Genomic DNA, 26764 nt, shown 5'->3' with positions numbered 1-26764 from the left:
GTCTCAGCCGTTGTCGATCAGGCTGGCGATCTCGTTGTAGATCAGGTGCGCCTTCGCGCCCTGGTTCGACGGACAACCGCCGAGGTGGTGCAGGGCGATCACACGGTGGTCGGCGTCCAGCACGGGCGAACCCGAGTTGCCGCCGGAGGTGTCACAGCTGTAACTGATGTTCCAGGTGTTGTAGTTCGCGTTCCGGACGGCGCAGGTCGCACCGTTCTGGGTGTCCTCGTAGATCGACAGCCGCTTCGCGCTGCCGTCGCCGTGCCCGGGGACATAGATCCGGGTGCCGTTGCTGGTGGCGGTCGTTGCCAGGTACAGCGTGCCGAATCCCTGGATGGCGGCGAAGTTGTTGACCGAGAACAGGGTGTAATCCAGCTGGCTGGAGCCGCCGCTGCTCACCCGATAGAGGGTGGCACCGCTGACCTTGGTGCCGGCGCCGGGATTGGCGCCACCGCAGGTGGCGCACTGGTAGTTGAACTGCATCTCGCTGCCGCTCACGGCGGACTGCGTCGAGAAGCAGTGCTTGTTCGTCAGCATCCGGTTGGTGTTGCCGACCCGCCAGGTGGTGCACAGTCCACCGCCGCTGATCAGCAGCCGCGCCACCGCCCTGCCGCGGGCGTACTCGGTCGGGTGGCTGTTCTGGTAGCAGACCACGTCCCGGCGGGCGTCGGTGCTGCACACGGACTGGGTGGAGAAATTGTGCGCGGCGATTTCCGTGCGGTCGTATCCGCGCCAGAACCGGTCGATGGTGGCGGCGCTGCCACGTGAGGGGCGGCTGCTGTGCAGTGTCACCACGGCGGTGTCGCCCTCCACCGACATCGCCCAGAAACCCGGCTGCCCGTCGGTGGTGTAGTCCGAACCGGTCGCCCGGTTCAGGTGGCGGTCGTACCGGTAGCTCTCCTTGCCGTCGCGGCTCGACACGGTGACGTACTCGCCTGGGGCCAGTCGCAGCGAGCTGAAGTGCACCTTGACGTAGGTGGCACCGGGGTGCTGAATGATCTGCGTCCCGCCGTTGGGGGCGTAGGACAGGGAACTGTCGACGGTGCGGAGTTCACCGATCGTGGTCACACCCTCTGCCGAGAACTGGTTCGATTCCGGTGCCCGCTCGGATTGCGGCGCGAGAGGGGCAACCGAGTACGCCTCGGCGGCGGGTGCCGACAGTAGGCTCAGCCCAAGTGTGCAGGCAGCGAGCGCGACCGCCCCGGTTCGTAGGCGGCGCAGGGCATGTTTCATCTGTCGCTCCTTCTCAGGAATCAGCACCGAGACGTGCCTTCGGCCTTCATACCTGAGATCACGCAAGACATGTAATCCCATCTATGTCATAGCTGCCTCCTGCACCGCTTCATCCACTCATTTCCGTGGGGTGCGCCCCCGACGTGTGACACATGGCCTGCCTACCCGCCGCCCGAGCCACGTCGGCCGTCGTCCATTCTGGGTCATCAGCCGATCGGGTGACCGAAGGCGATGATCGGCTATTTCCATGTGCGACGGACACTCTGCGCCCCCTAGGAAGGACGCATGACCAACGAGCGGACCGTTCCCCTGCTGCCGTGCGCATCCATTGACGACATCGAAACCTTCTACGAAGTTCTCGGTTTCCGCACCACGTACAAGCAACGCAAGCCCAACGCGTGCGTGGGGGTGCAGCGGGAAGACCTGCATCTGCAGTTCTTCGAGATCCCCGGATTCGACCCGGAGCAGTCCTACGGCTCCTGTCTCGTACTCACCGCGGACATCGAGGGCCTACACCGGGCATTCGCAGCCGGCATGCGCGCCGCGTACGGCAAGGTACTGGTGTCCGGAACGCCGCGGATGACCCGGCCCAGGGCGCGGAAGAACGCCGACGGGTTGGGCGGATTCAGCGTCATCGACCCGGGCGGCAACTGGATCCGCGTCTTTCGGGACGCCACCACCGCGCCCATGCCAGCCGCCACGCCTGCCGGACGGCTGGCCAAGGCCCTGGCGAATGCTGTCGTGCAGGCCGACTCCAGGGGAAGCGTCGGACAGGCCGTGCGGATCCTCGACAGCGCGTTGGCCCGGCCGCAGGCCGACGACGACCCGGTCGAACTGGTAGAGGTTCTGGTCTACCGCGCCGAACTCGCGCTGGTGCTGCACGACCCGACGACTGCGGCCGAGATGCTGGCCCGCGCCCATTCCGTCACGCTCACGGAAGACGAACCCGAAAGGGCGGCGTCCGCGTTCGACAACGCCGCCGAACTCGCAGCAGCACTGCGGTGACTCACAATTCCGCCAGTGCCGGCAGCCGCCGGGCCGCGGAGGAGTTCCGCAGGCCGTACCCGCTGCTCGTCGCCGCGGCGGTCCTGTTGGCGCTCGGCGCAGCCGCCGCCTGGGGGGTCGGCGACACGCTGGGGTTGAGCCACGCCCCCGCTGCCGTGCCGCGCGAGGACGCTGTCGCCGCGCCGGCGCGGACGCCCGCACCGGTCCCGCCGTTGACGTCCCTCGTCGTGCCCGACGAGCCGCGCGTCAGGAAGGCCGCAGCCGCCGTCGCCGACGCGGTCGTCTTCCGCGGCCTACCCCGGCCGGTGCTCGTCCCGGCCGCGTCGAGCCCGGCCAGGTCCGCGACGGCCGCCCCGGGCACCGGCACGGCGCGCGTCGCGGCCCCGGACCTGTCGGCGGTGAGCACGCTGCGGGCGGACGTGCTGGCCACCCTCAGCGGGACGCCCGAGTCGTACCGGCTCGACGTGCGCGGCGCCGAACTGGCCGTCCAGGGCGGCGACGTCGCGGGTGTGGCAGCCGGGATGTACCGGCTGGCCGACCGGATCCGTTCCGGTGCCGAGGTGCTCCCCGCGGCGGACGCGGGGCGGGTGGTCGTCCCCCGACTCGGCCTGCGGCTGACCGACGCGGGTTCGGTGGGGCGCGAGCCCGACCCGGCCGTCTTCGCCGCCGGCGACGACTACGGCCTGAACACCGACGTGGTCGGGTCGGCGGTGCTGCCTCGCGCACCCTGGGTGGACGCTGGCGCGGTGGCCCGCATCGACGCGCAGTTTCGGCAGTTCGTCGACCACTCGGTGGCGCAGGGATTCAACGCGATCGTCGTGCCCGGCTTCCTGGAGTACGTCACGTTCGTGAAGGTCGGCGACGGGCGCGCGGTCTATCCGTCCGGCGACCCGCACGTCGACCGGGCACGGGCGATGGTCGCGGCGTTCGGCCCGGTATTCCGGTACGCCGAGGACATGGGCGTGCGGGTCTTCCTGCTGACCGACATGCTCGCGGTCTCGCCCCCGCTGGAGGCATACCTGACGCGGACCGTCGGCGGCCTCGACGCGGCCGACCCTCGGCTGTGGGCGGTCTACCAGGCCGGTCTGGCGGAGCTGTTCGAGAGCATGCCGTTCGTCGACGGTCTGATGGTCCGCGTCGGCGAGGGCGGCGAGGTGTACGCCGGGACCGGCTGGGACTACTCGTCACGGCTCGCGGTCACCACGGAAACGTCCGTGCGCGCGATGCTGCGGGCGCTGCTGGACACCGCGAGCCCTGCCGGGAAGGAGATCATCTTCCGCACGTGGACGGTGGGCGTCGGTGCCGTCGGCGACCTGCACACCAACCCGGTGTCGTACGCGCAGGTCCTCGGCGAGCTCGACGACCCACACCTGATCGTGTCCACCAAGTACACCCTGGGCGATTTCTACAGCCACCTACCGCTGAACACCACCCTGCTGGGCGGCGGGCACCGCCGCATCGTGGAGTTCCAGGCCCGGCGCGAATTCGAGGCGTTCGGCTCACTGCCCAACGACCTCGGCCCGCTGCACCGCCAGGCGCTGCGCGCATTCCTTGCCGCCAACCCGAACGTCGAGGGTGTCTGGAACTGGACCCAGGACGGCGGTCCGCTGCGCGCCGGGCCCATGTCGCTGTACCTGCGCGCAGGGTTCTGGCAGCTCTACGACCTCAACACGTACGCCGTCGGCCGCCTGGCCTGGGACCCGCACGTCGACCCGGCGCAGGTCACGGCGGACTGGGCGTACCGCACGTTCTCCGGCGATCCGGCCACCGTCGCCGCGATCGGGCAGGCCATGGCGCTGTCCCGGCAGGCGGTCACCAAGGGTCTCTACATCGGTCCGTACGCCGACCGGTCGGTGCGGGCGCTCGGGCTGGAGCCGCCGCCCATGATGTGGATCTTCGAGTGGGACATCCCGACCGGCGACTCCGCGGCGCTGGACAGCATCTACGCGGTGACCGGCGGCCGAGTCGACGAGGCGATCGAGGAGGGCACACAGGCCGTCGTGCTGGCCCGGCGCATGCGCGACCTGGTCGCCGCGACCGAACCGGCGACCTGGCGCGACGCCGAACTGCGCGAACACTTCACCGCGACTCTCGACTACCAGGTCGACCTGTTCGAGACGCTGAGCGCGTACCGGGCCATGGTGCTGCGGCACGCGCAGTGGCTGGACACGGGCGCCTCGGCCGCCCGCCACGACTGGCGGCTGGCCTCGGCGGCATACCAGGACGCGCGTGACGCGCACCGGCAGCGCTACGGCGCCGACCTGGACCTGCCGGCGTACAACTTCACCGCCGCCGACCTCGGGGCGCGGCGCGCCGACCGGGACCCGGCGATGGCCTGGGCGGCCCGGGTGATGCTCGGGTCGATCCTGCTGGTGGTGCTGCTCGGCCTGTACGGGCGCGGGTTCGGCGCGGGCGCCGCGCGCGGGTTGCTGCTCGGCGCGCTCCGGCCGTGGCGGGTCGCCGCGCTGCCGACGCCCAGGACGCGGGCGGACCGGGTGTTGGTGTGGCTGGTCCCGGCCGTGGTGCTGGTGGCGAGCCGGCTCGTGTTGACCTGGTTCGCCGCGCCGGCGCACCTGCTGGTCACCCTCGGTGGGTGGGCGCTGTTCACACTCGTCGTACGCCTCGTCGTTGGTCGCCGGGATCCGTTCCACCTGTGGGCCGTGGTCGGCGGCGTCGCGCTGCTGCGCAGCGTGCTGCTGCTGGCGGCGCTCGCCGGGCGCGGACCGGGCGGTTACTGGTTCGCCTTCTGGACCGCGCCGAGTCTGCGCGCGGCGTACGTCATCGTCGCGTTCGCGGCGTTCGGCTGGCTGTTCGTGGTCGTCGCCGTTGTCCTGCGGGACCGGTACGGCCTGCGCCGCCGAAGCGCCGTCGGGTTGACCCTCACCGCCGCGGGTGTGCCCCTCGGCGTGTTGTCCGCCCTGGTCTCGGTAGTGGGCCTGGAACGCGCGCTGACGGTGTGGAACGACCAGCTCGCCCTACTGCCCTGGGGCCTGTCCCGCATCCTCGGCATCACCGTCCACCTCGGCGTTCCCGCCCAACTCCCTGCATACACCGCCGCCGCCGGAATCGCCCTGGCCGCCGCCGGCCTGCTCCTGTCACTCGGCCGCCACCGGCAATCCGCCTGACCGCGGGGCTGCGTCCGGACGTACCAGGAATGGTCGGACGTGGTGGCCGCCGGAACCGGGAATCCGACGGGCCGGGCCGTAAGGCCGATCAAGTGTTGATCGGATCATCACCACTTGTTGAATAGATGCTGACAAATTTTGGCCAGGCTTGGCAGCATGGCTATCACCTATCGACGCCTCCTCGCCGCCACTCTCGTGGCCGGGCTGACTCTGCTCGCCGCGTGGACACCGGCACGCGGCGCCGAGCCCGCTCCCCCGGCGCCCGCCGCCACCGCACCCAACATCATCTTCGTACTCGTCGATGACCTCGCGTGGAACCTCGTGCAATACCTGCCGCAGGTGCAGCGACTACAGAGCGAGGGGGCGACCTTCACCAACTACACGGTGACCGACTCGCTGTGCTGCCCGTCCCGCTCGTCGATCCTCACCGGCCAGTTCCCCCACGACACCGGCGTGTTCACCAACGGTGGAGCCGACGGCGGGTTCGCGGTCTTCAAGGGTCGGGGCAACGAGAACCGAACCTTCGCGACCGCGCTCCAGGGCAAGGGCTACCGGACCGGCTTCCTCGGCAAGTACCTCAACGGCTACCTGCCGGCGGACACGCAGGGAGGGTCGCTGCCGTACGTCCCACCCGGCTGGTCGGAGTGGTACGTGGCGGGCAACGGGTACTCCGAGTACAACTACGACCTCAACGAGAACCACACAGTCGTCCACTACGGCAACCAACCGGCCGACTACCTGACCAACGTGCTGTCCCGCAAGGGCAAGGACTTCATCCAACGCTCGGCCGCGGCCAACACACCGTTCCTGCTGGAGGTCTCGACCTTCGCCCCGCACAGTCCGTTCACCCCCGCCAACCAGGACCTCGACGACTTCCCCGGACTCACTGCCCCGCGCACCGCGGCGTACGACCGGCTGCCCACCAACCCGCCGTCCTGGCTGGCCGGCAACGGGCCGCTGACCGCGCAGGAGAAGAGCACCCTGGACACGAACTTCCGCAAGCGCGCCCAGTCCGTACAGGCCGTCGACCGCCTGATCGGCAACCTGCGCGCCCAACTCACCACCAGCGGCATCGCCGACAACACCTACGTGGTGTTCAGCTCCGACAACGGCTTCCACATGGGCGAGTACCGGCTGACCGGTGGCAAGCAGACCGCCTTCGACACCGACGTGCGGGTTCCGCTCGTCGTCGCCGGGCCGGGCGTCGTCCCCGGATCGCAGCGTGCCGAGATCGTGCAGAACATCGACCTGGCACCAACCTTCCAGCGCATCGGCGCCGCCGACGTCGGCACGCACGTCGACGGACGCAACCTGCTTCCCCTGGCCCAGGGCGACCCGGCGCCGAACTGGCGTACCGGGGCGCTGATCGAGCACCACGGCCCCAACCAGGCGGCCGACGACCCCGACGCCCAGGACCGGCGCAACGGCACCCCAGTCACCTACGAGGCCCTACGGACAGCGACCTACACCTACGTCGAGTACTCGAACGGCGAACGGGAGTACTACGACCGCACCGTCGACCCCCACCAGCTCAACAACATCGCCGCCGGACTTCCGGCAACGCGACTGGCGGCACTGCACGATGCGCTTACGGCGTACGTCGGCTGCCACAGCCACTCGGCGTGCTGGACGGCAGGTCACGTGCCGGCCTGACGGTGCATCGACCGCAACGGCCCTGACCTGCGGCCTCGCGCTGTTGCGGGCCAGGGCCGATCGCGGTCCCCGCCCGGCTGGACGCAGGTGGCGCCACGCGGGCACGACGGGCGGAGCGCCAACTCATGAGATGAGCAGTCGATCGCGAGATCCTGGTGCCTCTCGACGCTCAGGACGACGAGCAAGGCCGTCCGCCGAACGCTCATCCTGCCGAAACCCCAATGGGTTGCGGCGATTCGGGTGCGCTGTCGTGAATCGGGCCGTCGGGTTCCGGGTGTCCTGGGCCGGGAGTCGTGGCGGCGTCGCGTAGTGCCGATTCGACTCTGCGGTTGCTGGTCATGGTGGCCGTGACGGCGGTCATGGCAAGGAGGATGCCGGCGGCGGCGTAGAGCGGGGTGCGTACGTCGTAGGTGGCGGCCAACCAGCCGCCGAGGACGGCGCCGAGGGGGGCGGCACACATGGCGAGCATGCGGGAGGTGGAGGCGACCCGGCCCATCAGGTGGGCGGGGACGATCGCCTGCCGGAGGGAGGGGCCGAGCACCATCGTGGCGCCCATGCCCGCCCCGCAGACGGCGAGCGCCAGCCCGGCCAGGTACGGGTTCGGGGCAGCCGCCAGGCCCAGGATGGCAAGCCCCTCGACGGCGGCCGTGGAGGTGAGCGCGGTGCCGGTGCCGAGTCGTCGGCCGAGGAAGGAGGCGATGCCCGCGCCGAGCAGGCCGCCGGCGGCCTCCGCCGTGAGGAGCAGGCCGAAGCCGTAGGTGTCGATGCCGAGCCGGTCGTGCGCGAAGAGGGCGAGAACGGTCTCCACAGCGAGGAAGGCGACGTTCCCGACCGCCGGACGCAGCGCGAGCCCGAGCAGCAACCGGTCCCGGAAGACGTACGAGGCCCCGGCCCGCGCCTGTCGAAGCAGCGACTCACGGACCTGCGGTACGGGCCGGGGCACGGCAGGCAACGACCGTACGAGCACGGCGGACAGCGCGAACGACACCGCGTCGGCGAGCAGCGGAACCGCCCGCCCGAGCGCGAGCAGGGCACTGCCCGCAGGCGGCCCCACAAAGCCGGACGCGGCGGTCTGGGCGCCACGCAGACGGGCGTTGGCGCGCTCCAGGAGCGCGGGGTGCCGGCCGAGCAGATCCGGCAGATAGGCAGTGGCGGCCGTGTCGAAGAACAGTCCACCGAGGCCGAGCAGGAACGCGACGGCCGCGAGAAGTGGGATGCTCAGCACGTCGAGCGCGGCCGCTGCCGCCGGTATCACGAGCAGCACCGCACGCGCCGCATCCACGACCCACATCGTGCGCCGGCGGTCCCAACGGTCCACCAGCGCACCGCCGAGCACCCCGAAGAGCAGCCACGGCAGTGTCCCGGCGGCAGTGACGACGGCGAGCGCCATCGGATCCCGTGTCAACGTCAACGCGAGCAGCGGCAGGGCGGCGTGCGTTACTCCGTCACCGAGCGAGGAGATCGTCTGCGCGGTCCAGAGCCGCCCGAACCCGGTCGGCAGCTTCACCATCTCATTCATCCGGATCCGGCTCACGTGGCATCCCCCTCGACCTGCTGGCGCCGAGCCGGCTGGTACCGCCCGAGGACCAGCGACGCGGATTTGCTCATCGGTGGCGTCCCTGTCCCAATGTCGATCAAGGTTTCGCTCATGGGCCCACGATCACCTTCGCCACCCGGGCGGAACAACGCGAAAGATCGAACCGCCGCTTAAGCCACCGGTTATCGTTCGGCGCCGAAGTCGTAAACTTCCCCGATCACGCGGTGCAGGGGCAGTATCCGGACGGGCGGTGACAGGAAAGGGAGACGGCCTGGTGGAGCTGCGCGACATCGAGATCTTCCTGACACTGGCCGAGGAGCTCCACTTCGGGCGTACGGCCGAACGCCTCCACGTGTCCCAGGCGCGGGTCAGCCAGTCGATCAAACAGCAGGAGCGCCGGATCGGCGGCGCCCTGTTCGAGCGGACCAGCCGCAGCGTGCGACTCACCCCGCTCGGCGAGCGGCTGCGCGACCGGCTCGACGCGGGCTACCGCGAGATCATGGCGGGCATCGACGAGGCCACCGCCGCCGCTCGCGGGCAGGTCGGCACCCTGACCATCGGTACCTTCGACACCCACCACCGGCAGATTGCGGCCGTCCTCGACCTGTTCCGGCAGCGGCATCCGCGATGCGAGTTGCGCATGCGCGAGATCCTCCCCTCCGACCCGTTCGGCGGGTTGCGCGCGGGCCGGGTCGACATCGGCCTGCTCTGGCTGCCCGTCCGCGAGCCCGACCTCACCGTCGGGCCGGAGCTGTACACCGAGCGGCTGGTGCTGGCCGTCGCCTCCGCTCATCCGCTGGCCGGCCGGGACCGGGTCGAGATGGAGGACCTCGGCGATCACCCGGTGGTAGACCTGGAGGGGCCCGTGCCGGACTACGTGTGGCAGGCGCACACCCCGGCCATGACACCGTCCGGACGGCCCATCCGGCGTGGCACCACCGCGGCCACGCTCGAGGAGGCCCTCACCGTGATCGGCACCGGCAGCGTCGTGTCCCCCGTCGGGTCGTACGCGGCCGCCTCCCGGCAGCGTCGTGACCTCGCATTCGTGCCCATCACCGACGGCCCGGTCCTGCGGTACGCCCCGGTCTGGCGCAGCGCCGCAGAGACCACGCTGATCCGCACCTTCGTCCACGCCGCCGGGGGTGGCTGACCGGCGTTTTACGGCTGGACCAGCGTGGACGGATTCCCGCACAGGTCGTGGTGACGTGGCTGCGTAAGAACTGGCGGGTATGCAGTACCGGTTGGCACGAGAACGGGGCCTCGGCCCTGGATCCTCGACGGGTAAGAACCGGAGTGGTAGGACGAATCGGCCGGAGAGCAATGACCTCCTGGATGCGTGAGGGACACTGCCTCCGGCCGTTCAGGGTCGGCGTGGCCTTCCGATGTCAGATCCGGGTCATGGTGGAGGCGTATCCGCCTCCGCCGGGGTAGGTCCATTCGCCGGTGACCATGGTGTCGGCGGCGCTGAACGTGCCCTCGTAGTAGGCGGGGCTACCCTTCGCGCCGGCCCAGATGGTCAGCTTGTCGCCGACGAGTTCGTAGACGTAGTCGAAGGTGTTGCCGGCCGCGTCGTAGAACCGCGACACCACGTCCGCGCCGACCGGCTCGCCGAACGGGTGTAGGTGTCCGATGACCTCCAGGCCGGTGACCGGCTGCCCGAACTGGCTGAGTTCCACGTGCTGGAGTAGGAAGAACCGGCCGGCCATCCACTCGTACCGCACGGTTCCCTCGGCGCCGCCGGTCACCGACCAGGTGCCGACCAGACGGTCCAGGGCCTGCACTTCGACGCTCGGCTGAGTGTTCTCAGACATCGTGTCCTCCTTGGTGAATGCTTGCCGGTACCTCGAAGGCGGCGCCCGCCCTTTGACACTCATTGGGCATGACCCAGGTCACATCGCGGTCGTGTCGGAATCCCCGGATCGGCCACGAGGTAGCGGCAGGAACTCACCAAGGAGGAAGTCATGGCCACCGTCGCCGCCACCGTTCCCGCCGTCCGCCGCTCGTCCGACCGGCTACTCCTCGCCGGCGCCCTTGCCGGGCCGGTCTTCTTCGCCTCGGCCGTGACGCAGATGCTCACTCGCGAGGGCTACGACATCACGCGGCACCCGATCAGCCAGCTCGCCACCGGTAACCTCGGCTGGATCCAGATCACCACGTTCGTGCTCGCCGGTCTCGGTGGCCTGGCGCTCGCCGCCGGTATCCGGCGCACGCTCACCGAGGGAACCGGCCGGCGTGTGCTGCCGATCTTCGTCGGGATCTTCGGTGCCGGTCTCGTCGCGGCCGGCGTTTTCACCATGGATCCGGAGCACGGCTTCCCGGTCGGGACCCCCGACGGGCCGGTCGACCAGATGTCCTGGCACAGCATCGCCCATTCGGCCGCGGCCGCCATCGCCTTCACCGCACTGGCCATCGCCGCCATCGTGCTGACCGTCCGCCACGTCCGCCGTCGGGCCGCCCTGCCGGCGGTGCTGAACGGCGTCGCCGCGCTCATCCTGCTGCTGCCCATGTCGCCGAGCCACATGAGCATCCAGATCGCCGTGAACGGATTGGTCGCCTTCACCTGGACGACGGTCGTCGCCCTCTCCCTGCGCCGTTCGAGCTGGTCGGCGTAGCGTGACCGGAGCCCCACGAGCACGAGGATGGTCATGAAGTATCTGCTGCTCAGCTACACGCCGGCCGCCGCCTGGGACGCCGCGACCGCCGACACCCCGTCCGAGGAGGCGCTGGCCGCGTTCGCCGCGTACCAGCAGTTCGAACAGGAGCTGATCGAGACAGGCGAGTTCGTCAGCAGCGAGGGACTCGGTCACCCGGCGGTCAGCACCACGGTCCGCAAGAGCCCGACCGGCGTGGTGGCGACCGACGGGCCATTCATCGAACTCAAGGAGGTTCTGGCCAGCTTCGCGGTGATCGACGTGGCCAGCCAGGAGCGCGCCGTCGAGATCGTCTCGCGGATCGTCGAGGTGCTGGGCGAGCCGATGGAGATCAGGCCGATCATGGGCGCGGACTTCGCGGCATGACCGGTCGTGCTGAACGCTGCCGGCCGGAAGCGGCGAACCGGGAGGGCACAAGAACGGCAGACCCGGCGTGACGCCGGACGTCGAGCACCTGCTGCACACGGAGGCGCCGCAGGTGCTCGGCGCGTTGGTGCGGCGCTTCGGCCACTTCGACATCGCCGAGGACGCGGTACAGGAAGCACTGCTCGTCGCGAGCCGGACGTGGCCGACCAACGGCGTGCCGGAGAACCCGCGTAGCTGGCTGATCCGGATCGGCTACCGGCGAATGGTCGATCTGCTCCGCACCGACCAGGCCCGACGCCGGCGCGAGCAGCACGTGGGCATGACCGAGCTGGCGATGCAGGATCCGGCCCGCCAGGCGCACCCTCCGCTGGAGACCGACGACAGCCTCACGCTCCTGCTGCTGTGCTGCCATCCTGCGCTGAGCCCCAGCTCCCAGGTGGCGCTCACTCTGCGCGCGGTCGGCGGCCTGACGACCGCGGAGATCGCACACGCCCACGGGACGACCGAGAGCACCATGGGTGCGCGGATCAGCCGCGCCAAGCAGCAACTGGCGCGCGCCGGCGCCCGCTTCACCCCGCCCACCGACGCCGATCGGGACAGTCGGATGAACGCCGTGATGCAGGTGCTGTACCTGATCTTCAACGAGGGCTACACGGCCTCCACCGGCGACGAGCTCGCCCGCATCGACCTGACCCGCGAAGCGATCCGGTTGACCCGCATGCTCCGCGACTCCCTGCCGGACGACCCCGAGGTGGCCGGCCTGCTCGCGCTGATGCTGCTCACCGAGTCGCGGCGCGCTGCCCGTACCGACGGCGACGAACTGGTGCGGCTCGACGAGCAGGACCGGACACAGTGGAATGCCGCCCTGATCCGCGAGGGCACGGAGCTGATCGACAGCGTCTGGCGCCGACGCGAGATCGGCACCTACCAGTTGCAGGCGGCGATCGCCGCCGTGCACGCCGCAGCCACGTCGCCGGAACAGACGGACTGGCCACAGATCGCGGCACTGTACCTGTGGCTCGAAAGGCTCAACCCGACCGCGCCGGTACGGCTGAGCCGGGTGGTCGCGGTCGCCCACGCCTACGGGCCGGCCCGAGGACTCGCGCTGCTCGACGACCTCAACCGGCACTACCAGCTCGATCAGGAGCCCCTGACCCGACAACGGGAACGCGCCGTGCGCGCCCACCTGCTCGAGATGACCGGTGACCCGAGCAGCGCGGCGGCACGGTACCGCGAAGCAGCCGCCCTGACGGAGAACCAGGTCGAACGGCGATACCTCCTCGGCCGGGCCCACCGCCTCGGCTGACCGGCCATCGGCCCCGGCTTTTCATCATTTTCCGTCCTGGGGCCCCATCCCCTAGGTCATCCGCGGGCAACCGGCAGAGCCCCGGTCTGGGAGCCATTCACACCTGAACTGCCCCGGCGGGGTGGTCAGAACCCGAGCGAGGTGTGGGTGTACATCGCCTGGTTGTAGCCACCCCCGCTGGGTGGTGTCAGGGCGACGGGGAAGACCGCGACCGCGCTCGAGTTGGCGATGGACAGGCCGAGGTACTCGCCCAACATCCGTCCCTGGGTGCTGTTGGCCATGTGTGTGATGGGCATCGGTCCGGCCAAGGCGTCGCGGTACTCCCGCCAGTTGTGGCCGCCGTCCGTGGAGCTCTTGTATTGGACGGTGACGGAGCCGCCGAAGTAGTCGTTGTAGATCATTGCGATGCGTCCGGGCTGACGCGGATCGACGGCGATCGAGGGGGCGAACCTGTCGCTGGTGGAACACAGTCTCTGGTCCGGGCAGTTGATCGGCACCACGGTCGGCGTGCCCCAGGTCAGCCCGTCGGTGGAGCTGCTGAAGAGTACGTCGTTGTACTGGCAGGGTGAAGTGCTGGCGATGCATCCGTGCCAGGTGGCGTAGACGCGGCCGGTGGCGTCGACGTCGGCGGAGATGACCGCGACGTCGCGCAGCATGTCTACGTTGCGCGAGAGACCGTGGTGCAGGGTTCTTGGGGTGCTCCAGGTGGTGCCGGCGCCGTCGATGGTGAAGACGCTGTAGGAACCGTTGACACCGTAGGGGATCACCAGGCGGCCGTCCGGACGGACGACCGGGGCGGTGCCGTTGCCCGACGGGCTGACGCTGGGGCCGGATGGGTTGGGAACAGTCACCCAGGTCTGCCCCCCATCGATGGAACGGGCCAGTTCGATCCGCCCGTTAAGGCTCAGGTTGGTGATGGTGAGGTAGCAGGTGCCGTAGTGCGGGCTGCTGGTCCAGTTGTCGCACACCACCCATTCCTTGTCCCACGGTTGCCCGTCGTTGCCGATCGCCCAGACCGGAGCGCCCCAGGTGCGGCCGTCGGTGGAACGGCTGATGAGTGCCCCGTCGCCCGCCGCGTTGATGGGCAGGGTCGCGATCAGCCAGGCGCCGTGTTTGGCGCTGTACCCGACGACCGGGTCGCTCGCGCGCTGGTGTGGACCGCTCTCGGCGCGGGTGATGCCGGGCAAGTTGCCGCTGGTCCAGGTGAGGCCGGCGTCGTAGGAGACGGTGAAGCCGATGTTGGTGGCGCCCATCGTGGTGGCCGATCGACCGACCTGGTACGCGGCGACGACGGTCTTGCCCCAGGCGTACGAGTCGGATTCCACCGCCGTGGCGTGCTGCGTATCCGGACCGGTGTACTGGTCGCTGCCGACCAGGTGGCGTCCGGCGGTGTAGCTGCGGCAGCCCAGTCCGACCTCCGATGAGCGGTGAGGGAAGCCGCCGTAGACGTTGACAGCGGCCAGGCAGATCGTGTGTGGCCCGGGGGCGGCAGCCGGCAGCGGCTGGTCAAACCCGTGTGCCCCGACATCGGAGCGCCACAGATTCGCGGTGATCGACAGGACCTGTACACCGTCTCGGCGTACCCGCACGCTAGTCGTGGCGGCGACCGCGTCCTGGTCGGTCGCCCATCCGGACACCCGAACCTCACCGAAACCACCCTCCAGGGCGTCGAAGGCTCCGGTCGGGGCCCGATCAGGAGTTGGCTCCGGATCCTCGAAGCAGATCGGTGGCGGGTTCGGCCTGTCACAAAAGGGTTCGGCCTCCGCCGGCGTTGCGACGAACAGGGCGCTCAGACAGGCAAGGACAGCCACGAGTACGGCCGCCACGGATCGCCGACGGTCGGGAGCGACACGCATCAGATACCTCCACGAATTGATTGGCGCTGAGCATCGCGTGCAGCGCTCCCGGCCACTGCCGTAAACCCGACCAACCCGCCCGCCAACCTCCGCCCCACCTCGGAGCAACCGCTGATCACCCATAGGCGCACTCATCGCGGATTTGAAGGATCGGACCGCATGGTGGGCCGCACTGTGTACCGGCGGGTAAGAGGCGATGTCCGGGTGGATGATCCCCCGGACGTGGAACAAGAGGGTGTGACAACGCCAGAGGCTGTTACGGCTCTGGATGCGGCCAGCGCGGACCATAGACCACGGGCCGACGTCACCGATCACCCAAAGGGGCGGTCATGGTCATCTGCGAAAGACAGGGCCAACAGGAGCGTAATCGGCAGCCGCGCTAGAGCGGGCCAGGAGCGGTCCGAGGGTGTCGATGACCTGGTGCGCGGCGGAGTGCGAGACGCCGAACAGCGGGCCGATCTGGCGCATAGTCAGGTTGGTGCGCCAGTACGCTGCCACCAGCAGCACCCGGTCGGGCAGGTCGAGGGCCCACTGCCGACCCGGCCGGCCGTCAGCGATGGCGTCTCCGCCGCGTTCGGCGACCAGCCGGACCAGCCGGCGGAACTGGGCTGGCTGCAGACCGGTGAACGGGAAGTCCACTCCGGCCGGGCTGAGGAGATCACCTGCACGACGGCATCTTTGGTGATCGTCCTCAGGGGACAGAGACCGGGTTACGGGACGTCCCTCAGTAGGACCAACAATTCGGCGCCCTCATGGCCCGCACCCTTACTCCACAGAGCCTCGAGGCCGGTATATTCGCCGGCGTGACCGCGCCCTTCCCCAGCACCGCCAACCAGGTTCCCCCATACGGTCCACGCTCCGTCCTGATCCGCGATCGGCCGCACGTTTTCCGCCCAGTCTGGCTGCTGATCGGGCCGACACTCTCTGCGTCGCTAGGTGCCTTCTTGCTCGCCGTCACCGTCGGGCCGCAATGGGTTGCGATCCAGCGGGACATGAACCTGCCGGCCTCGGCAGTCCTCTGGATCTTCGTCGCTTACCTGCTGCCGGCGGTACTGGCGGTTGCGGTCGGCGCTCTCGTCGGTCGGCGGTGGCCGACTGCCGTCGCGCTGTCCGCGATCGCGCTGCTGGTTCCCGGGTCACTGCTGACCGCGCTGGCCTCGGGGGACGCTCTGCTGCTACTGGGCCGTGCGGTGACGGGGTTCGGGGCCGGTTTGGCGTGGGGCGTCACGGCCATGCTGGTGGCGCAGATGGGGGCACGACGCGTGTGGGTAACGCCCCTCGTCGCCGGCATCGTGGTGCTGGCGCTGGGTCTCGGGCCCGTGGCGGGGGTGCTGGTGGGGCGGGCGGTCGGTTGGCGCTGGCCTTTCATGCTGGCCGTGCCCTTTGGAGCGGTGGCGTTGCTGGCCACCGTGGTGAGCGGGATCGTCGTACTGATACAGCGCGCGTCCCGGCCGGCTCAGCCTCAGGCCACGTCCAGTCAGACCGTGACCGCGTCGACAGGCGGGCCAACTGATCCCCGGGTAGCACATGAAGGTGGCAAGACGGCCGAACTGCTGCTGGTGACCGTCGGCGGCGTCCAGCAGGTGACGACATCCGTCTTCGGGATGGGTCTCGTGCAGGAGGTGGCCCGACTGCTCGACTCGGAGAACATCCGATCCACCAGGCTCGGTACCGACCTGACCTTGTGGCACGCCGAGGTCAGCCCTGGCCGGGCCCAACCAGGGCAGCCCAACCCCGCAGCGAGCCTGCTCGCCGCCGAGCATGGCTCTCCGCCGGTCACTGGCCCCGCCGTTATCACCGGCCCGATCTTGCACGGCAGCCCCTACCCTCTGGAAGCCGATGAGGCCGACCGGATCGCGACCCGCCTGCGCGGTTAGCGGGGCCTTAGAGCCACTCCATTGGCCTGGTGCTGGCCCTGGTCGACGTGGTGCTCAAACACGAGGTTTCGGGCATCGACGTGATGTATGAGTTCCTCGTGCCTGCCGACACCTTCCGCGCGCCTTCGCAGGGCCGGAACCCGACCGGGGGTTCAGTCTGCTGGCGATGTCGCCGAGACGTTCCATCCTGGCGGCACATGTTTTCCGCCGCGGCCGTTGCCTGCGTGACCGAGGCGCCTACAGCGTGACCAGCAAGCGTCACTCACGGCTTCCGGCGTCATCGGCGTGGATGTCGAGGAGGGCAAGGAACGCCTTCGCCGCGGGGGTGCGCTCGCCCCGGCTCCAGATGACGTATTCGACGCGGGCTGGCGCGTCCGTGACCTGGATGGTGGTCACGCCAGTGAGCTGCGGCACGTAGGCGGACGGGAGCATGGCCACGGCAAGCCCCTGCTCGACCAGCCGGGAGGTGAGGTAGGCGGTGGTCACCTCGAAGGCAACGTCGCGGCTGAGACCGGCGGCCGCGAATGCCTGATCTGACTGGGTTCTCCCGGCGGTCTTGGCCGGCAGGTCGACGAACACCTCGGAGGAGAGCCGACGCAGGCTGACCGTTGACTCTGCGGCGAGGGGATGATCCGGGGCGACGACGGCAACAAGCCGGTCGCGGGCGAGTTCTCGGGCGTTGACGCCTTCGGGGCGCGCGGTGGTCGGCAGTCCGAGGAAGGCCGCCTCGATGGTGCCCTGCTTGACCTGCTCGATGAGCTCTTCGCTCGCACCCGCGCGGAGGTTGATGCGGACGGCCGGGTACCGCTGACGGAACTCCCGTAGGACGCCGGGAAGGTCGACCGCGGCGACGGTAGGGATCAGGCCTACCACGAGCCGTCCGCGTATCTCACCGACGGCCGCCGCGACCTCGGCGGACGCGCGCTCCGCGGCGTCCAGGCACTGACGGGCGGCGGGCAGGAACGCGGCGCCGGCCGGGGTCAATCGGACGCGCCGGCTGGTGCGCTCGAAGAGCTTCGCGCCCAGTTCCCGTTCCAGGCGCGCGATCTGGTGACTGAGCGCGGACTGCACCACGAGGCAGCGCTGGGCAGCCCGGGTGAAGCTGTTCGTCTCGGCGACCGCGATGACATAGCGCATCTGCTGCAGCTCCATCGATTCATCTTTGTTCGCGATCGATGAGGTGACAAGCATGTGTTGGACTCATTGATTCATTCAGGTGAGGCTTCGAGCAAGACCGGCACCGCACGGCCGTTGTCCCGCCGGGGTCTCAGTGCCCGGACCGACTGCGCGGCACCAGCGATCAGCGAAAGCCGTCCAGTGACACACGCGCCATCGCCGACCCCAGGCCTCACGACAAGAAAGAAGACATGGTCACAACAGATGAGCACCCCTACTCGACCCTGCGGTCGTGGCTGGGTGTCGCCGTCATCACCGCCAGCCTGTTCACCTTCGTCACCACCGAGCTGATGCCCGTCGGCCTGCTCACCCCGGTGAGCGCGAACCTGAACGTGTCCGCGGGCATCGCCGGATTGATGGTCACGCTGTACGGCATTTCCGCCGGCCTCGGCGTGCCATTCATCGTCGCGTGGACCAGGCGCATCAACCGGCGCGTCCTGCTGTCCGCACTCCTGGCGATCCTGGCCCTGGGTAACCTGCTCACCGCCGTCGCACCGACCTTCGCACTGGTCCTCACAACCCGGCTCGTCATGGGATTCGCCAACGGCGTCTTCTGGGCCATCGGCGTGAGCATGGCGATGCGCCTCGTACCCGCACGTCTCGCCCCCCGAGCCTCGGCGGTCGCGCTGTCCGGCATCTCGATCGCCGCGGTGGTCGGCATTCCACTCGGCACGTTCTTGGAAAGCCTCACCGACTGGCGCGCCACATTCCTCATCTGGGCCGGCCTGAGCAGCCTGATGTTCCTCGCGGTCACCGTGATCGTTCCCTCGCTGCCCTCGGAGAATGCCGTCCCCGTCCGGGATGTCTTCCGACTCCCGATCCAGTACCCGCAACTGCGCCTGGTGATGGTCGCCGTGACGCTGTACGTGCTCGGCCACTTCGGTGCGTACACCTACATCCGGCCCTTCGCGGAGGAGCACTCGTCCGCCTCGGCCGCGTTCATCACCGTGTTGCTGGTGATCTACGGCGTCGGCGGCACGGCCGGCAACTTCATCGCCGGACACACGGTGACGAAGAACCTCTGGGTCAGCTTCGTCCTCGCCTGCGCAGGGCTCGTGACGGCGATGCTGCTGCTGCTCACCATCGGGCACACACGGCCCGGACTGATCCTCGCCGTTGCCCTCTGGGGAGCGTCTTTCGGCGCCGCGAACCTGTGCCAGATCAACCTGATGCTCGGCGCCGCACCCGGAAAGTTCGAGGCAGCCATGTCCATCAACACCATGGGCTACAACACGTCCATCGCGCTGGGCGCGCTGTTCGGTGGGTGGTTCGCCGACAGTCTTGGCGTCGACAGCGCCCTCTGGTTCGGTGTGGCGCTGACGGCCGCCGCGTTGCTCGTCACCGTCGCCATACGCCGGACGACCACTGCGGATGTCTCCGAGGACGAGTTGGCCACCACCGGGTGACACGTTGACCGGGCCGGACGCACACCGTGCGGGACCCGCCCAGCGGCCATGCGGGCTGTCGGCCCATGCGGACCCCGGTGGAAGCGGACAACCGCTTCCCACCGGGGTACGCGAAACCGTACGCCGCCCGGCCAGCCGTTGGCGCACAAAGGCCGACCCTTGGCCCTGCTGTGCGGCGGCGGCAGAAGGGCGCACGCTTCCGCACCGACCTCAGGCGTGGTGGACGCTCCTCCTCGACTGGTGCCTGGACGTGGGGGCAGGAGCCGACCCGGCCTCTGGGCGCAGGTCCTCTCGTATCTCCAGGAGCGGTAGGCCCGCCGCGTACCGCCGGAAAAAGTTGGCGGTCGGGGTGTCGGCTGTCGCGACGGCCTCCGGGGCGCCCGCCGCGACGACCGCTCCCCCATCCGGCCCGGCTCCCGGCCCCAGGTCGATCACCCAGTCCGCGGACGCGGCGACGGGGATGTCATGTTCGGCCACGACGACTGTGTTTCCCGAGTCCAGTAACACGTCGAGCGCGTCCACCACACGCTGGATGTCAGACGGGTGCAGGCCCGAGACGGGCTCGTCGAGAACGACGAGACCAGCCTTGCGGCTCGCCGCACCTCGCTGGATCGCGGACGCCAACTTCAGCCGCTGCGCCTCGCCGCCGGACAACTCTGTGGCGCTCTGCCCGAGTTGGAGATAGCCGAGCCCGACCTGGTTCAGGGCACCCAGCGTCTCTGCGAGCTGCCGAGGCTCGGAGAACTGCTCCACGGCCTCGGCGATGGTGAGCTCCAGCACCTGATCGATGGCCAATCCCCGGTACGTAACCTCCAACGCATCCGGCTTGTAGCGCCGGCCCTCGCACCCGTCGCACACCACCCACACGTCCGGCAGGAAGTGCATGTCGACCAGTTTGCGGCCATAACCGGTGCAGGTCTCGCAGCGGCCACCGCCTGCGGTGTTGAAGCTGAACCAGGAGGCGTCGACCCCCCGCCCGCGCGCCACGTCGGTCTCGGCGAACAGCTTGCGGACGATGTCGAACGCCTTGCTGTACGTAGCCGGGTTGGATCGCGGCGTCCGTCCGAGCGGTTCTTGATCGACGACGGCGACCCAGCTGAACCCCTCGATGCCGGTCACCTCCCGCACCGCGTCGGTCGCCGTTCCGTCCAGGGCGGCCCCCACGCTCGCCCCGAGCGCGGCGAGGAGGCTGCTCTTGCCGCTGCCGCTCACGCCAGTCAGGCAGGTGAGCCGACCGGCGGGGAACCGCACCAGGCTCGCGGTGACGTTGTGCGCACGCAGGCCGTGCAGCTCCACCCAGTCGGTGTCATCCCCTACCGGGCGGCGGGTCCGGTGCAGCCGCGGCCCCTCGCCGGCCAGATAGCGCCCGGTCAGCGACGTGGGATGAGCGGCCACGTCGGCGGGAGGCCCGGACACGAGGATCTCACCGCCGAATCGGCCCGCGCCGGGCCCCATGTCGATCACCCAATCGGCGCGGGCGATCAGCTCAGGGTCGTGCTCGACGAGGAGCACGGTGTTGCCGGCCTCGCGCAGCTCCAGGGCGATGTCGAGCAGGTGTGCCTTGTCCGCCGGATGCAGCCCGGTGCCGGGCTCGTCCAGGACGAAGATGATGCCGCTCAGTTCGGTGCTGAGCTGCGCGGCGAGTCGGGTGCGCTGCAACTCACCCCCGGACAGGGTCGCTGCGCTCCGGGACAGTTGGAGATGGGCCAGGCCGAGCCGGTCAAGGATTCCGAGCCTCCGGCCGAGGTCCTGCAGCAGCGGGTCGCCCACCTCACGCTGCCGGGCGTCCAGCTCTTTCGCCACGCGTTTCGCCCAGTCGCGCACCTCCCGCACCTCCACCTCGAGCAGGTCGGGGTAGGTCAGCCCGCCGAGCTGCACGGACCGGGCCACCTTGTCGTATCCGCTGCCGCCGCAGGTGCCGCAGGGCTGCTTGCGCATGTACGGCAGGTAGCGCTGCTTGGCGCTGGACGTCTGGGCGTTCACGAACACCCGCTCGACCTCGGCGAGCGCGCCCCGCAGCGGCTGGCTCGAGGTGTAGGTCACCAGGGCCGTCTCATTCCTGTTCGACATGTCGACGGTCGCCTCGATCTTCTCGTCACCCGTGCCGTGGAGCACGCAGTGACGAAACTCCTCGGGCAGCGACTGCCACGATCGGCTGAGGTCCACGCCCCGCTTCTCGGCAAGCGCCGGCACGAACGCGTGTTCTCCCGAGCGCCACTTGGCGTACCAGGGCGAGGCCCCCTCGAAGAGCGGAAGCTCCGGATGGGTGATGACCAAGTCCTCCTGCGCCTGCCAGCGCCCGCCCACCCCGTGGCAGTCCGCACAGCTCCCCTCGGGCGTATTGCGGTCGAAGTGAGCGGTCGTCAGATACTCGTTCCCACTCTCCCCCGCCGGGTCTGCGCCGATCCCTGGAAGGCGCGAGTACAGCAGCCCCAGGTGCCCGTCAATGCCGGTGATCGTCGCGACGGTGGAACGGGGGTTACGGTTCAGGCGGCGCTGGTCGACGGCGAGCGTCGCGCTTAGGCCCAGGATACGGTCGACCTTCGGCCGATTGCGCTGCGTTATGTACTGCCGTACGAACGGCGAGAGTCCCTCCAGATACCGTAGCTGGGCTTCGTTGTGCAGGGTGTCGATGGCCAGTGAGGTCTTGCCGCTGCCGCTCACTCCGGTGAAGGCGACGAGCTGTCCTTTGGGAATGCTCACGGACACGTCCCGCAGATTGTTGGTACGAGCCCCCACCACGTCGATGGTGTCGCGTCCCATCCTCGCGACGCCCGATCCGATTTCAGTCAACCTTCGTCCCCCCTCTCGCAACACGAGGCAGGGCGCGGGCGTGCAGCCCTGCCCTGCCGAACAAACCGAACACGCGCTTCACCGCAGGTCACCGTCCAGGGGACCTGCGCGGATGCCTCACCGATCTCTCACGACGTGGCTGGTCCTGATCCGGCCACTGCCGCGGGATCAGGACTGGGACAGCCCAGGGAGCTTCGCGATGTCCGGCGCGTAGGCGGCCATCCAGTGCGGTTGCAGCCGGTAGTAGACAACGTCGTTGTCCCAGTCGAAGAGGCCCTCGCCGTAGAAGTCCTTGAGGTACGCCAGCAGGTCCGGCCAGTCGTCGGCCGGCTCGCCGTCCTGTGGGTTGAGGATCTCGACCCTGCCGTGCGTGAACACGCCCAGATCCTCACCGCGCATGTGGGCCGCGCTCACGGCCGGCCGCGCCGAGAGATGACGCGCCTTGGCCGAGCCGCGCGCCGTGCCGAAGAGCCACTTGCCGTGCAGGAAATGCCCGTCCACACCGCTGATGCGCGGCTCGCCCTTCGCCGTCACGGTGGACAGGGCGAGGGTGCACATGCCACTGAGAACATGGGTGAGCTGCTGCGCGGTCAGGGTGCGCTCGGTGCTGATGATCGAGCGGAGGTGCGAGGTGGAACGGGACAGGGAGGCATCAAGGAGAGCCTGAAGCTCTGTGAGCTCTTCCGAAGTTTCGCGCACGAAGGTCCTTATCTGTTCGTATCTATCCGAGTTCCCGGCTTACGCCCGACCATCGACGTCCGCCAGCAAACCCATGCTCGACCCAAAACCTGACACCTTGTGTCTTGATTTCTTCATCGGTTTCGCGGACACCATTTGGACGGCACGCCCGTACTGAGGACGCTGGCCCACACCCACCCCGGTTGCCAGCGAGGCGCTGCGCCTGTTTCACGAGGACCCGGCGAACGACTGGACGCTTGCGCGCGTCGCTGCCAGGGTCGGCATCACGGGCGAGATTGGCCTAGTGCTTCCGCAACAGTGTCGGCACGCCGCCGATGACCTACCTGACCGAGTGGCGTCTGGCCCTGGCTGCCGACCTGCTGCGCCACTCCGACGCCACGCTGAACGCCGTGGCTCGGCAGGTGGGCTACGGCAGGGGTTCGCGTTCAGCTCGGCTTTCAAGCGCGTGTACGGCATCAGCCCGCAGGAGCATCGCGGCGCCGCGCGCTACACCGAGGGGATCCTCCGGCGTGTCGATCCGGACACGCCAGCCGAGCTCGTCGCCGTCATCCCGGCCGTGCTGGACGGCCTGCAGATGCACTGGCTCATGGACCCGCAGAACTCGACCTCCGCCGTCAGTGGGCGTTCGTCGCCGACGCACTGTTCGCCCGGTGCACCGGCAAAGGTCACGCAGGCGTCAGGCGCACGCGCCATTCCACTGAGAAGTGAGCGTGTCAGGACAAGGCCCCAGGCTGGGATCCATCTCGCCGACATGCGCGATCGGAACCGCTCGCTGGTGACTCACTGGTCGGTGTACCGCTCGGCCCAGTCCGGTGCCGGCGGGATGGGTGTGATGACGTCGATCAGCACGCCCGCGGGGTCGGCGAGGATGAAGTGCCGTTGCCCGAAGTCCTCGTCGCGCAGCGTCAGTTCCGGGTGGAGCCCTCCGTGGACGACCAGCCTTTCCCACTCCGCGTCGATGTCGGTGACCTCGAGGTTCAGCAGCAGCCCCCGCACCGGCTTCCGGTGGGCCGCCGGGACTGTCGGATGCCGGTGGTCGAGCAGTGCCAGTTCGTACACCGGAGGGCCGGGGCGGCGCAGGCTCACGTACCAGTCGGCCTCGAAGGTCGTCTCGAATCCCAGTGAGTGCCGGTAGAAGTCGTGGCACTCGGCCAGCCGGGTCGTGCAGATGACCGGGTAGAAGCTGGTGAGATTCATTGGGGCTCCTTCGCGTACCGTCGGTATGCCAAGGACCGTATTTCGCATACCGTTGGTATGTCAATTGGGAGGCGTGATGGGCCAGGGAGTGCGCGAGGAACGGCGCGAGCAGACCCGGCGATCCCTGTTGCTGCAGAGCCGCCATCTCTTCGCCACCCGCGGCTATCAATCGGTCGGCCTGGCCGAGATCGTGAGCGCGGCCGGGGTGACCAAGGGGGCGCTCTACCACCACTTCGCCAGCAAGGTCGAGCTGTTCCAGGCGGTGCTGACCCAGGTGCAACAGGAGGTGGGGGACCGGGTCGCCGCCATCGCCGATGCGCAACCGGACCCATGGTCCCGCCTCACCGCCGGCTGCCAGGCGTTCCTCACGGCCAGCGCCGATCCCGAATACCAGCGGATCATGCTGATCGACGGCCCCGCTGTGCTCGGCTGGCACGAGTGGCGGGCCCTGGACGAGGCCGCCTCGGGTCGCCATCTGGCCGACGCGCTCGCCGACCTCATCGCGGCGGGCATGATCACCCCCCAGCCGGTGGCGCCACTGTCCCACCTGCTCTCCGGCGCGATGAACGAGGCAGCGCTCTGGCTGGCCGGATCGACAGACCCGGCCGACCTGGCCGCCACCCAGGCGGCGCTGTCCCGGTTGATCGACGCGCTGCGGGTCAGCTGAGCCGCGACGGGCCCCCTCACCGCCACCATGCGCCGGGGCGTGGCTCGGCGACCGCAGCACCGCCCTCGCCATCGGACTCGGCCTGGTCATCACGCTGGTCGGTCTCGCTCTCGGCATGCTGATGGTGATGCCCACCGCAGGGCAGCAGGCGGCGATCGACGCCGGGCAGACCATGCCCGCCTGGCTCGGCGCGGTGGCCGCGTGGAACCCGCTGTCGGCGACCGTCGGCGTCACCGTGAGCGCCGGGAGGAAACGGTCGGCCGGACCGGCCCGCTCACGATCCAGGTGTGGTGGCGGGGAGGGTGACCACCACGACCAGCCCGCCGCCGTCGCGCGGGCGGGCGACCACCTCGCCGGCGTGGTTGCGCACCACCGAGCGCACGATCGACAGGCCGAGGCCGGCGCCCCTGCCGGTGACCTGACGGCTGCCGGCCCGGCGGTGGAACGGTTCGAAGAGCCCCGGCACCTCGTGCGGCGCGATCGCCTGACCGGTGTTGGACACCTCGACCTCCGCCCGCCCGCCGGCGACCGTCCGGCTCGCGACCCGCACCCACCCCGCCGGGCCCTGGTTGTGCCGGATGCCGTTCTCGACGAGGTTGTGCACGACGCGCTCGATGAGCAGCGCGTTCCCGCTCGTGAGCGCCTCGGCAGCGGTTTCGTGGACCGTCACACCGGCGGCTTCCGCCTCGGCGCGGTTCATCGCTGCCACGTGCGTCACCACGTCGGCCAGATCGACCGGGCGCGGGTCGACGACCTCGTTCTCCGATGTCGCGAGCACCAGCAGGCCCTCGATCAGGTTCTCGTGCCGGGCCTGGATGTCGAGCAGGCTGTCGCCGAGTTGCCGGACGTCGGGAGAGGCGGCCTTGCGGTTCATCGCGATCTCGACCAGCGCCCGGCTCAGCGTCAACGGGGTCCGCAGTTCGTGGGAGGCGTTGGCGATGAACCGTCGCTGCCCCTCGAACGAACGGTCCAGCCGGCCGATCATCGCGTCGAACGTGTCGGCCAGATCCTTGACCTCGTCGTGCCGCCCGCGCAGCGCGATCCGCTCGTGCAGCACCCGGTCGGCGGCCGGTGCCTGCGCGATGCGCCGCGCGGTGTCGGTGACCCGGTGCAGCGGGCTCAGCACCCGCCCGGCGATCAGCCAGCCGAAGCCCGAGGCGGCGAGGCCGACGACGCCGAGCGCGACTCCGCCCTGGGTGAGCATCGAGGTCGTGGCCGCGTCGTGGAGTTGTCGCTCCTGCTCACGCATCCACTTCTCGACGTCGGGAATGGCGAGCGGCTGGCCGTCGCGGTAGGCCACGGTGTCCTGCTCCGCCGTGCCACGCTCCTGCGGCGGCAACTGGGCGACGACCTTGATATTCGACCGGCTGATCTGTTGGCTGAACAGCACGTAGGTGGCGCCGAGCAGCACGATGCCGGCGGCCAGGAACAGCGCGCTGTAGACAAGCGTCAGCCGCGCGCGCAACGTGATCCGGCGCGGCAGGGCGACCAGGCTGCGCAGCGCGACCCGGCGCGGCGGGACGATGCCGCGCGGCTCGGCGACTCGGCGGCGCATCACGCGATCCGGTAACCGACGGCGGTCACCGTCTCGATCAACGGCGGGTCGCCGAGCTTGCGCCGCAGCTTGAGGATCGCCAGCCGCACCGCGGGCGTGAACGGGTCGGCGTGCTCGTCCCAGACCTTCTCCAGGAGGAACTCGGCCGACACCGGGGCGCCGTCGGCGCGCAGCAACTCGGCGAGGATCGCGAACTCCTTCTTGGACAGCGGCACGTAGACACCGTCCCGGAACACCTCGTGCCTGTTGGTGTCCAAGGTGATGCCGGCGCGGTGCAGCACTGGCGGTGTCGGCGGCCGGGAGCGGCGTCCCAGCGACCGGACCCGCGCGGCGAGCTCGGCGAACGCGAACGGCTTGGTAAGATAGTCGTCGGCGCCGATGGAGAGCCCTTCGACGCGGTCGGTCACCTCGGCCGCCGCGGTGAGCATCAGCACCCGGGCGAGCGTGCCGGCCTCGACCATCCGGCCACAGACCTCGTCGCCTGCGATCCCGGGCAGGTTGCGGTCGAGCACCACCACGTCGTAGTCGTTGATCGACAGCCGCTCCCACGCCGCCTCACCGTCGTGCGCGACGTCGACCGCGTGGGTCTCCTCGCGCAGCCACTCGGCGATCGCGTCCGCCAGGATCGGCTCGTCCTCCACCACCAGCACCCGCATGGCCGA

Annotated in this window: 20 protein-coding genes and 2 pseudogenes; 11 read left to right on the top strand and 11 right to left on the bottom strand. The window is 69.6% G+C overall.

Annotated elements, in window-relative coordinates; translation table 11 throughout:
- Positions 1 to 3 precede the first annotated feature (3 nt).
- A complete protein-coding gene (locus tag ACFYL6_RS19280; RefSeq protein WP_387172806.1) occupies positions 4 to 1233 on the bottom strand; it encodes a trypsin-like serine peptidase in 1230 nt (409 codons plus the stop codon).
- Between the two features lie 285 nt (positions 1234 to 1518).
- On the opposite strand from ACFYL6_RS19280, the gene ACFYL6_RS19275 reads away from it, so the two are divergent.
- The 3 genes from ACFYL6_RS19275 (at position 1519) to ACFYL6_RS19265 (ending at position 7016) form a co-directional block, all read left to right on the top strand.
- A complete protein-coding gene (locus tag ACFYL6_RS19275) occupies positions 1519 to 2238 on the top strand; it encodes a VOC family protein (protein WP_387172804.1) in 720 nt (239 codons plus the stop codon).
- On the top strand, positions 2235 to 5363 hold the full coding sequence (locus tag ACFYL6_RS19270) for a hypothetical protein (protein WP_387172803.1): 3129 nt from the start codon (positions 2235 to 2237) through the stop codon (positions 5361 to 5363). The genes ACFYL6_RS19275 and ACFYL6_RS19270 overlap by 4 nt, the downstream gene beginning before the upstream one ends.
- A gap of 156 nt (positions 5364 to 5519) precedes the next feature.
- A complete protein-coding gene (locus ACFYL6_RS19265) occupies positions 5520 to 7016 on the top strand; it encodes a sulfatase (protein WP_387172801.1) in 1497 nt (498 codons plus the stop codon).
- A 202-nt stretch (positions 7017 to 7218) separates the two neighbouring features.
- Here ACFYL6_RS19265 and ACFYL6_RS19260 read toward each other — a convergent pair whose 3' ends face one another.
- A complete protein-coding gene (locus ACFYL6_RS19260; protein ID WP_387172799.1) occupies positions 7219 to 8535 on the bottom strand; it encodes an MFS transporter in 1317 nt (438 codons plus the stop codon).
- Positions 8536 to 8803: 268 nt separating this feature from the next.
- Here ACFYL6_RS19260 and ACFYL6_RS19255 point away from each other — a divergent pair, with 268 nt between their 5' ends.
- The gene (locus tag ACFYL6_RS19255) at positions 8804 to 9703 is read left to right on the top strand and encodes a LysR substrate-binding domain-containing protein (protein WP_387172797.1); all 900 of its coding nucleotides are present in this window, start codon (positions 8804 to 8806) and stop codon (positions 9701 to 9703) included.
- A gap of 235 nt (positions 9704 to 9938) precedes the next feature.
- Here ACFYL6_RS19255 and ACFYL6_RS19250 read toward each other — a convergent pair whose 3' ends face one another.
- Positions 9939 to 10364 carry a hypothetical protein gene (locus ACFYL6_RS19250; protein ID WP_387172795.1) on the bottom strand — a complete coding sequence of 142 codons (426 nt, stop codon included), beginning with the start codon at positions 10362 to 10364 and terminating at the stop codon, positions 9939 to 9941.
- A gap of 150 nt (positions 10365 to 10514) precedes the next feature.
- Here ACFYL6_RS19250 and ACFYL6_RS19245 point away from each other — a divergent pair, with 150 nt between their 5' ends.
- From ACFYL6_RS19245 to ACFYL6_RS19235, 3 genes are all read left to right on the top strand, one after another.
- Complete coding sequence (locus tag ACFYL6_RS19245) at positions 10515 to 11165, top strand: DUF998 domain-containing protein (RefSeq protein ID WP_387172794.1); 651 nt, start codon at positions 10515 to 10517, stop codon at positions 11163 to 11165.
- Between the two features lie 33 nt (positions 11166 to 11198).
- Positions 11199 to 11570: a YciI family protein gene (locus tag ACFYL6_RS19240; RefSeq protein ID WP_387172792.1), complete on the top strand. Its 372-nt coding sequence runs from the start codon at positions 11199 to 11201 to the stop codon at positions 11568 to 11570.
- Positions 11571 to 11637: 67 nt separating this feature from the next.
- A complete protein-coding gene (locus ACFYL6_RS19235; RefSeq protein ID WP_387172790.1) occupies positions 11638 to 12876 on the top strand; it encodes an RNA polymerase sigma factor in 1239 nt (412 codons plus the stop codon).
- 125 nt (positions 12877 to 13001) lie between these two features.
- Here the strand turns inward: ACFYL6_RS19235 and ACFYL6_RS19230 are convergent, their stop codons facing one another.
- Both ACFYL6_RS19230 and ACFYL6_RS19225 read right to left on the bottom strand, forming a co-directional pair.
- Positions 13002 to 15047 carry a sialidase family protein gene (locus ACFYL6_RS19230; protein ID WP_387172788.1) on the bottom strand — a complete coding sequence of 682 codons (2046 nt, stop codon included), beginning with the start codon at positions 15045 to 15047 and terminating at the stop codon, positions 13002 to 13004.
- Between the two features lie 72 nt (positions 15048 to 15119).
- Positions 15120 to 15400 (bottom strand): annotated as a pseudogene (locus ACFYL6_RS19225) (transposase family protein); the annotation flags it as partial.
- Positions 15401 to 15535: 135 nt separating this feature from the next.
- On the opposite strand from ACFYL6_RS19225, the gene ACFYL6_RS19220 reads away from it, so the two are divergent.
- Complete coding sequence (locus ACFYL6_RS19220; RefSeq protein ID WP_387172786.1) at positions 15536 to 16609, top strand: MFS transporter; 1074 nt, start codon at positions 15536 to 15538, stop codon at positions 16607 to 16609.
- Positions 16610 to 16867: 258 nt separating this feature from the next.
- On the opposite strand, the gene ACFYL6_RS19215 is transcribed toward ACFYL6_RS19220, so the two are convergent.
- Complete coding sequence (locus ACFYL6_RS19215) at positions 16868 to 17761, bottom strand: LysR family transcriptional regulator (protein WP_387172784.1); 894 nt, start codon at positions 17759 to 17761, stop codon at positions 16868 to 16870.
- Positions 17762 to 17976: 215 nt separating this feature from the next.
- Between ACFYL6_RS19215 and ACFYL6_RS19210 the strand changes: the two genes are divergently transcribed.
- Positions 17977 to 19191: an MFS transporter gene (locus ACFYL6_RS19210; RefSeq protein WP_387172783.1), complete on the top strand. Its 1215-nt coding sequence runs from the start codon at positions 17977 to 17979 to the stop codon at positions 19189 to 19191.
- A 210-nt stretch (positions 19192 to 19401) separates the two neighbouring features.
- Here the strand turns inward: ACFYL6_RS19210 and ACFYL6_RS19205 are convergent, their stop codons facing one another.
- Together ACFYL6_RS19205 and ACFYL6_RS19200 are read right to left on the bottom strand one after the other, a co-directional pair.
- Complete coding sequence (locus ACFYL6_RS19205) at positions 19402 to 21954, bottom strand: excinuclease ABC subunit UvrA (RefSeq protein ID WP_387173073.1); 2553 nt, start codon at positions 21952 to 21954, stop codon at positions 19402 to 19404.
- Between the two features lie 198 nt (positions 21955 to 22152).
- Complete coding sequence (locus ACFYL6_RS19200; protein WP_387172782.1) at positions 22153 to 22683, bottom strand: pyridoxamine 5'-phosphate oxidase family protein; 531 nt, start codon at positions 22681 to 22683, stop codon at positions 22153 to 22155.
- Between the two features lie 178 nt (positions 22684 to 22861).
- Here ACFYL6_RS19200 and ACFYL6_RS19195 point away from each other — a divergent pair.
- Positions 22862 to 23167 (top strand): annotated as a pseudogene (locus ACFYL6_RS19195) (helix-turn-helix transcriptional regulator); the annotation flags it as partial.
- 296 nt (positions 23168 to 23463) lie between these two features.
- On the opposite strand, the gene ACFYL6_RS19190 reads toward ACFYL6_RS19195, so the two are convergent.
- Entirely contained in the window at positions 23464 to 23880 is a 417-nt protein-coding gene (locus ACFYL6_RS19190; RefSeq protein WP_387172780.1) for a VOC family protein, read from the bottom strand.
- A 76-nt stretch (positions 23881 to 23956) separates the two neighbouring features.
- Here ACFYL6_RS19190 and ACFYL6_RS19185 point away from each other — a divergent pair, with 76 nt between their 5' ends.
- On the top strand, positions 23957 to 24547 hold the full coding sequence (locus ACFYL6_RS19185) for a TetR/AcrR family transcriptional regulator (protein WP_387172778.1): 591 nt from the start codon (positions 23957 to 23959) through the stop codon (positions 24545 to 24547).
- A 274-nt stretch (positions 24548 to 24821) separates the two neighbouring features.
- On the opposite strand, the gene ACFYL6_RS19180 is transcribed toward ACFYL6_RS19185, so the two are convergent.
- Entirely contained in the window at positions 24822 to 26102 is a 1281-nt protein-coding gene (locus ACFYL6_RS19180; protein ID WP_387172776.1) for a sensor histidine kinase, read from the bottom strand.
- Complete coding sequence (locus ACFYL6_RS19175; RefSeq protein WP_387172774.1) at positions 26102 to 26758, bottom strand: response regulator transcription factor; 657 nt, start codon at positions 26756 to 26758, stop codon at positions 26102 to 26104. Before ACFYL6_RS19175 ends, ACFYL6_RS19180 begins: the two co-directional genes overlap by 1 nt.
- Between the last annotated feature and the right edge of the window lie 6 nt (positions 26759 to 26764).

This window comes from Micromonospora sp. NPDC007208 (assembly GCF_042869175.1).
In the GTDB taxonomy this organism is placed as follows: Bacteria; Actinomycetota; Actinomycetes; order Mycobacteriales; family Micromonosporaceae; genus Micromonospora; species Micromonospora foliorum.
This window is presented reverse-complemented; position numbering and strand designations above follow the sequence as displayed.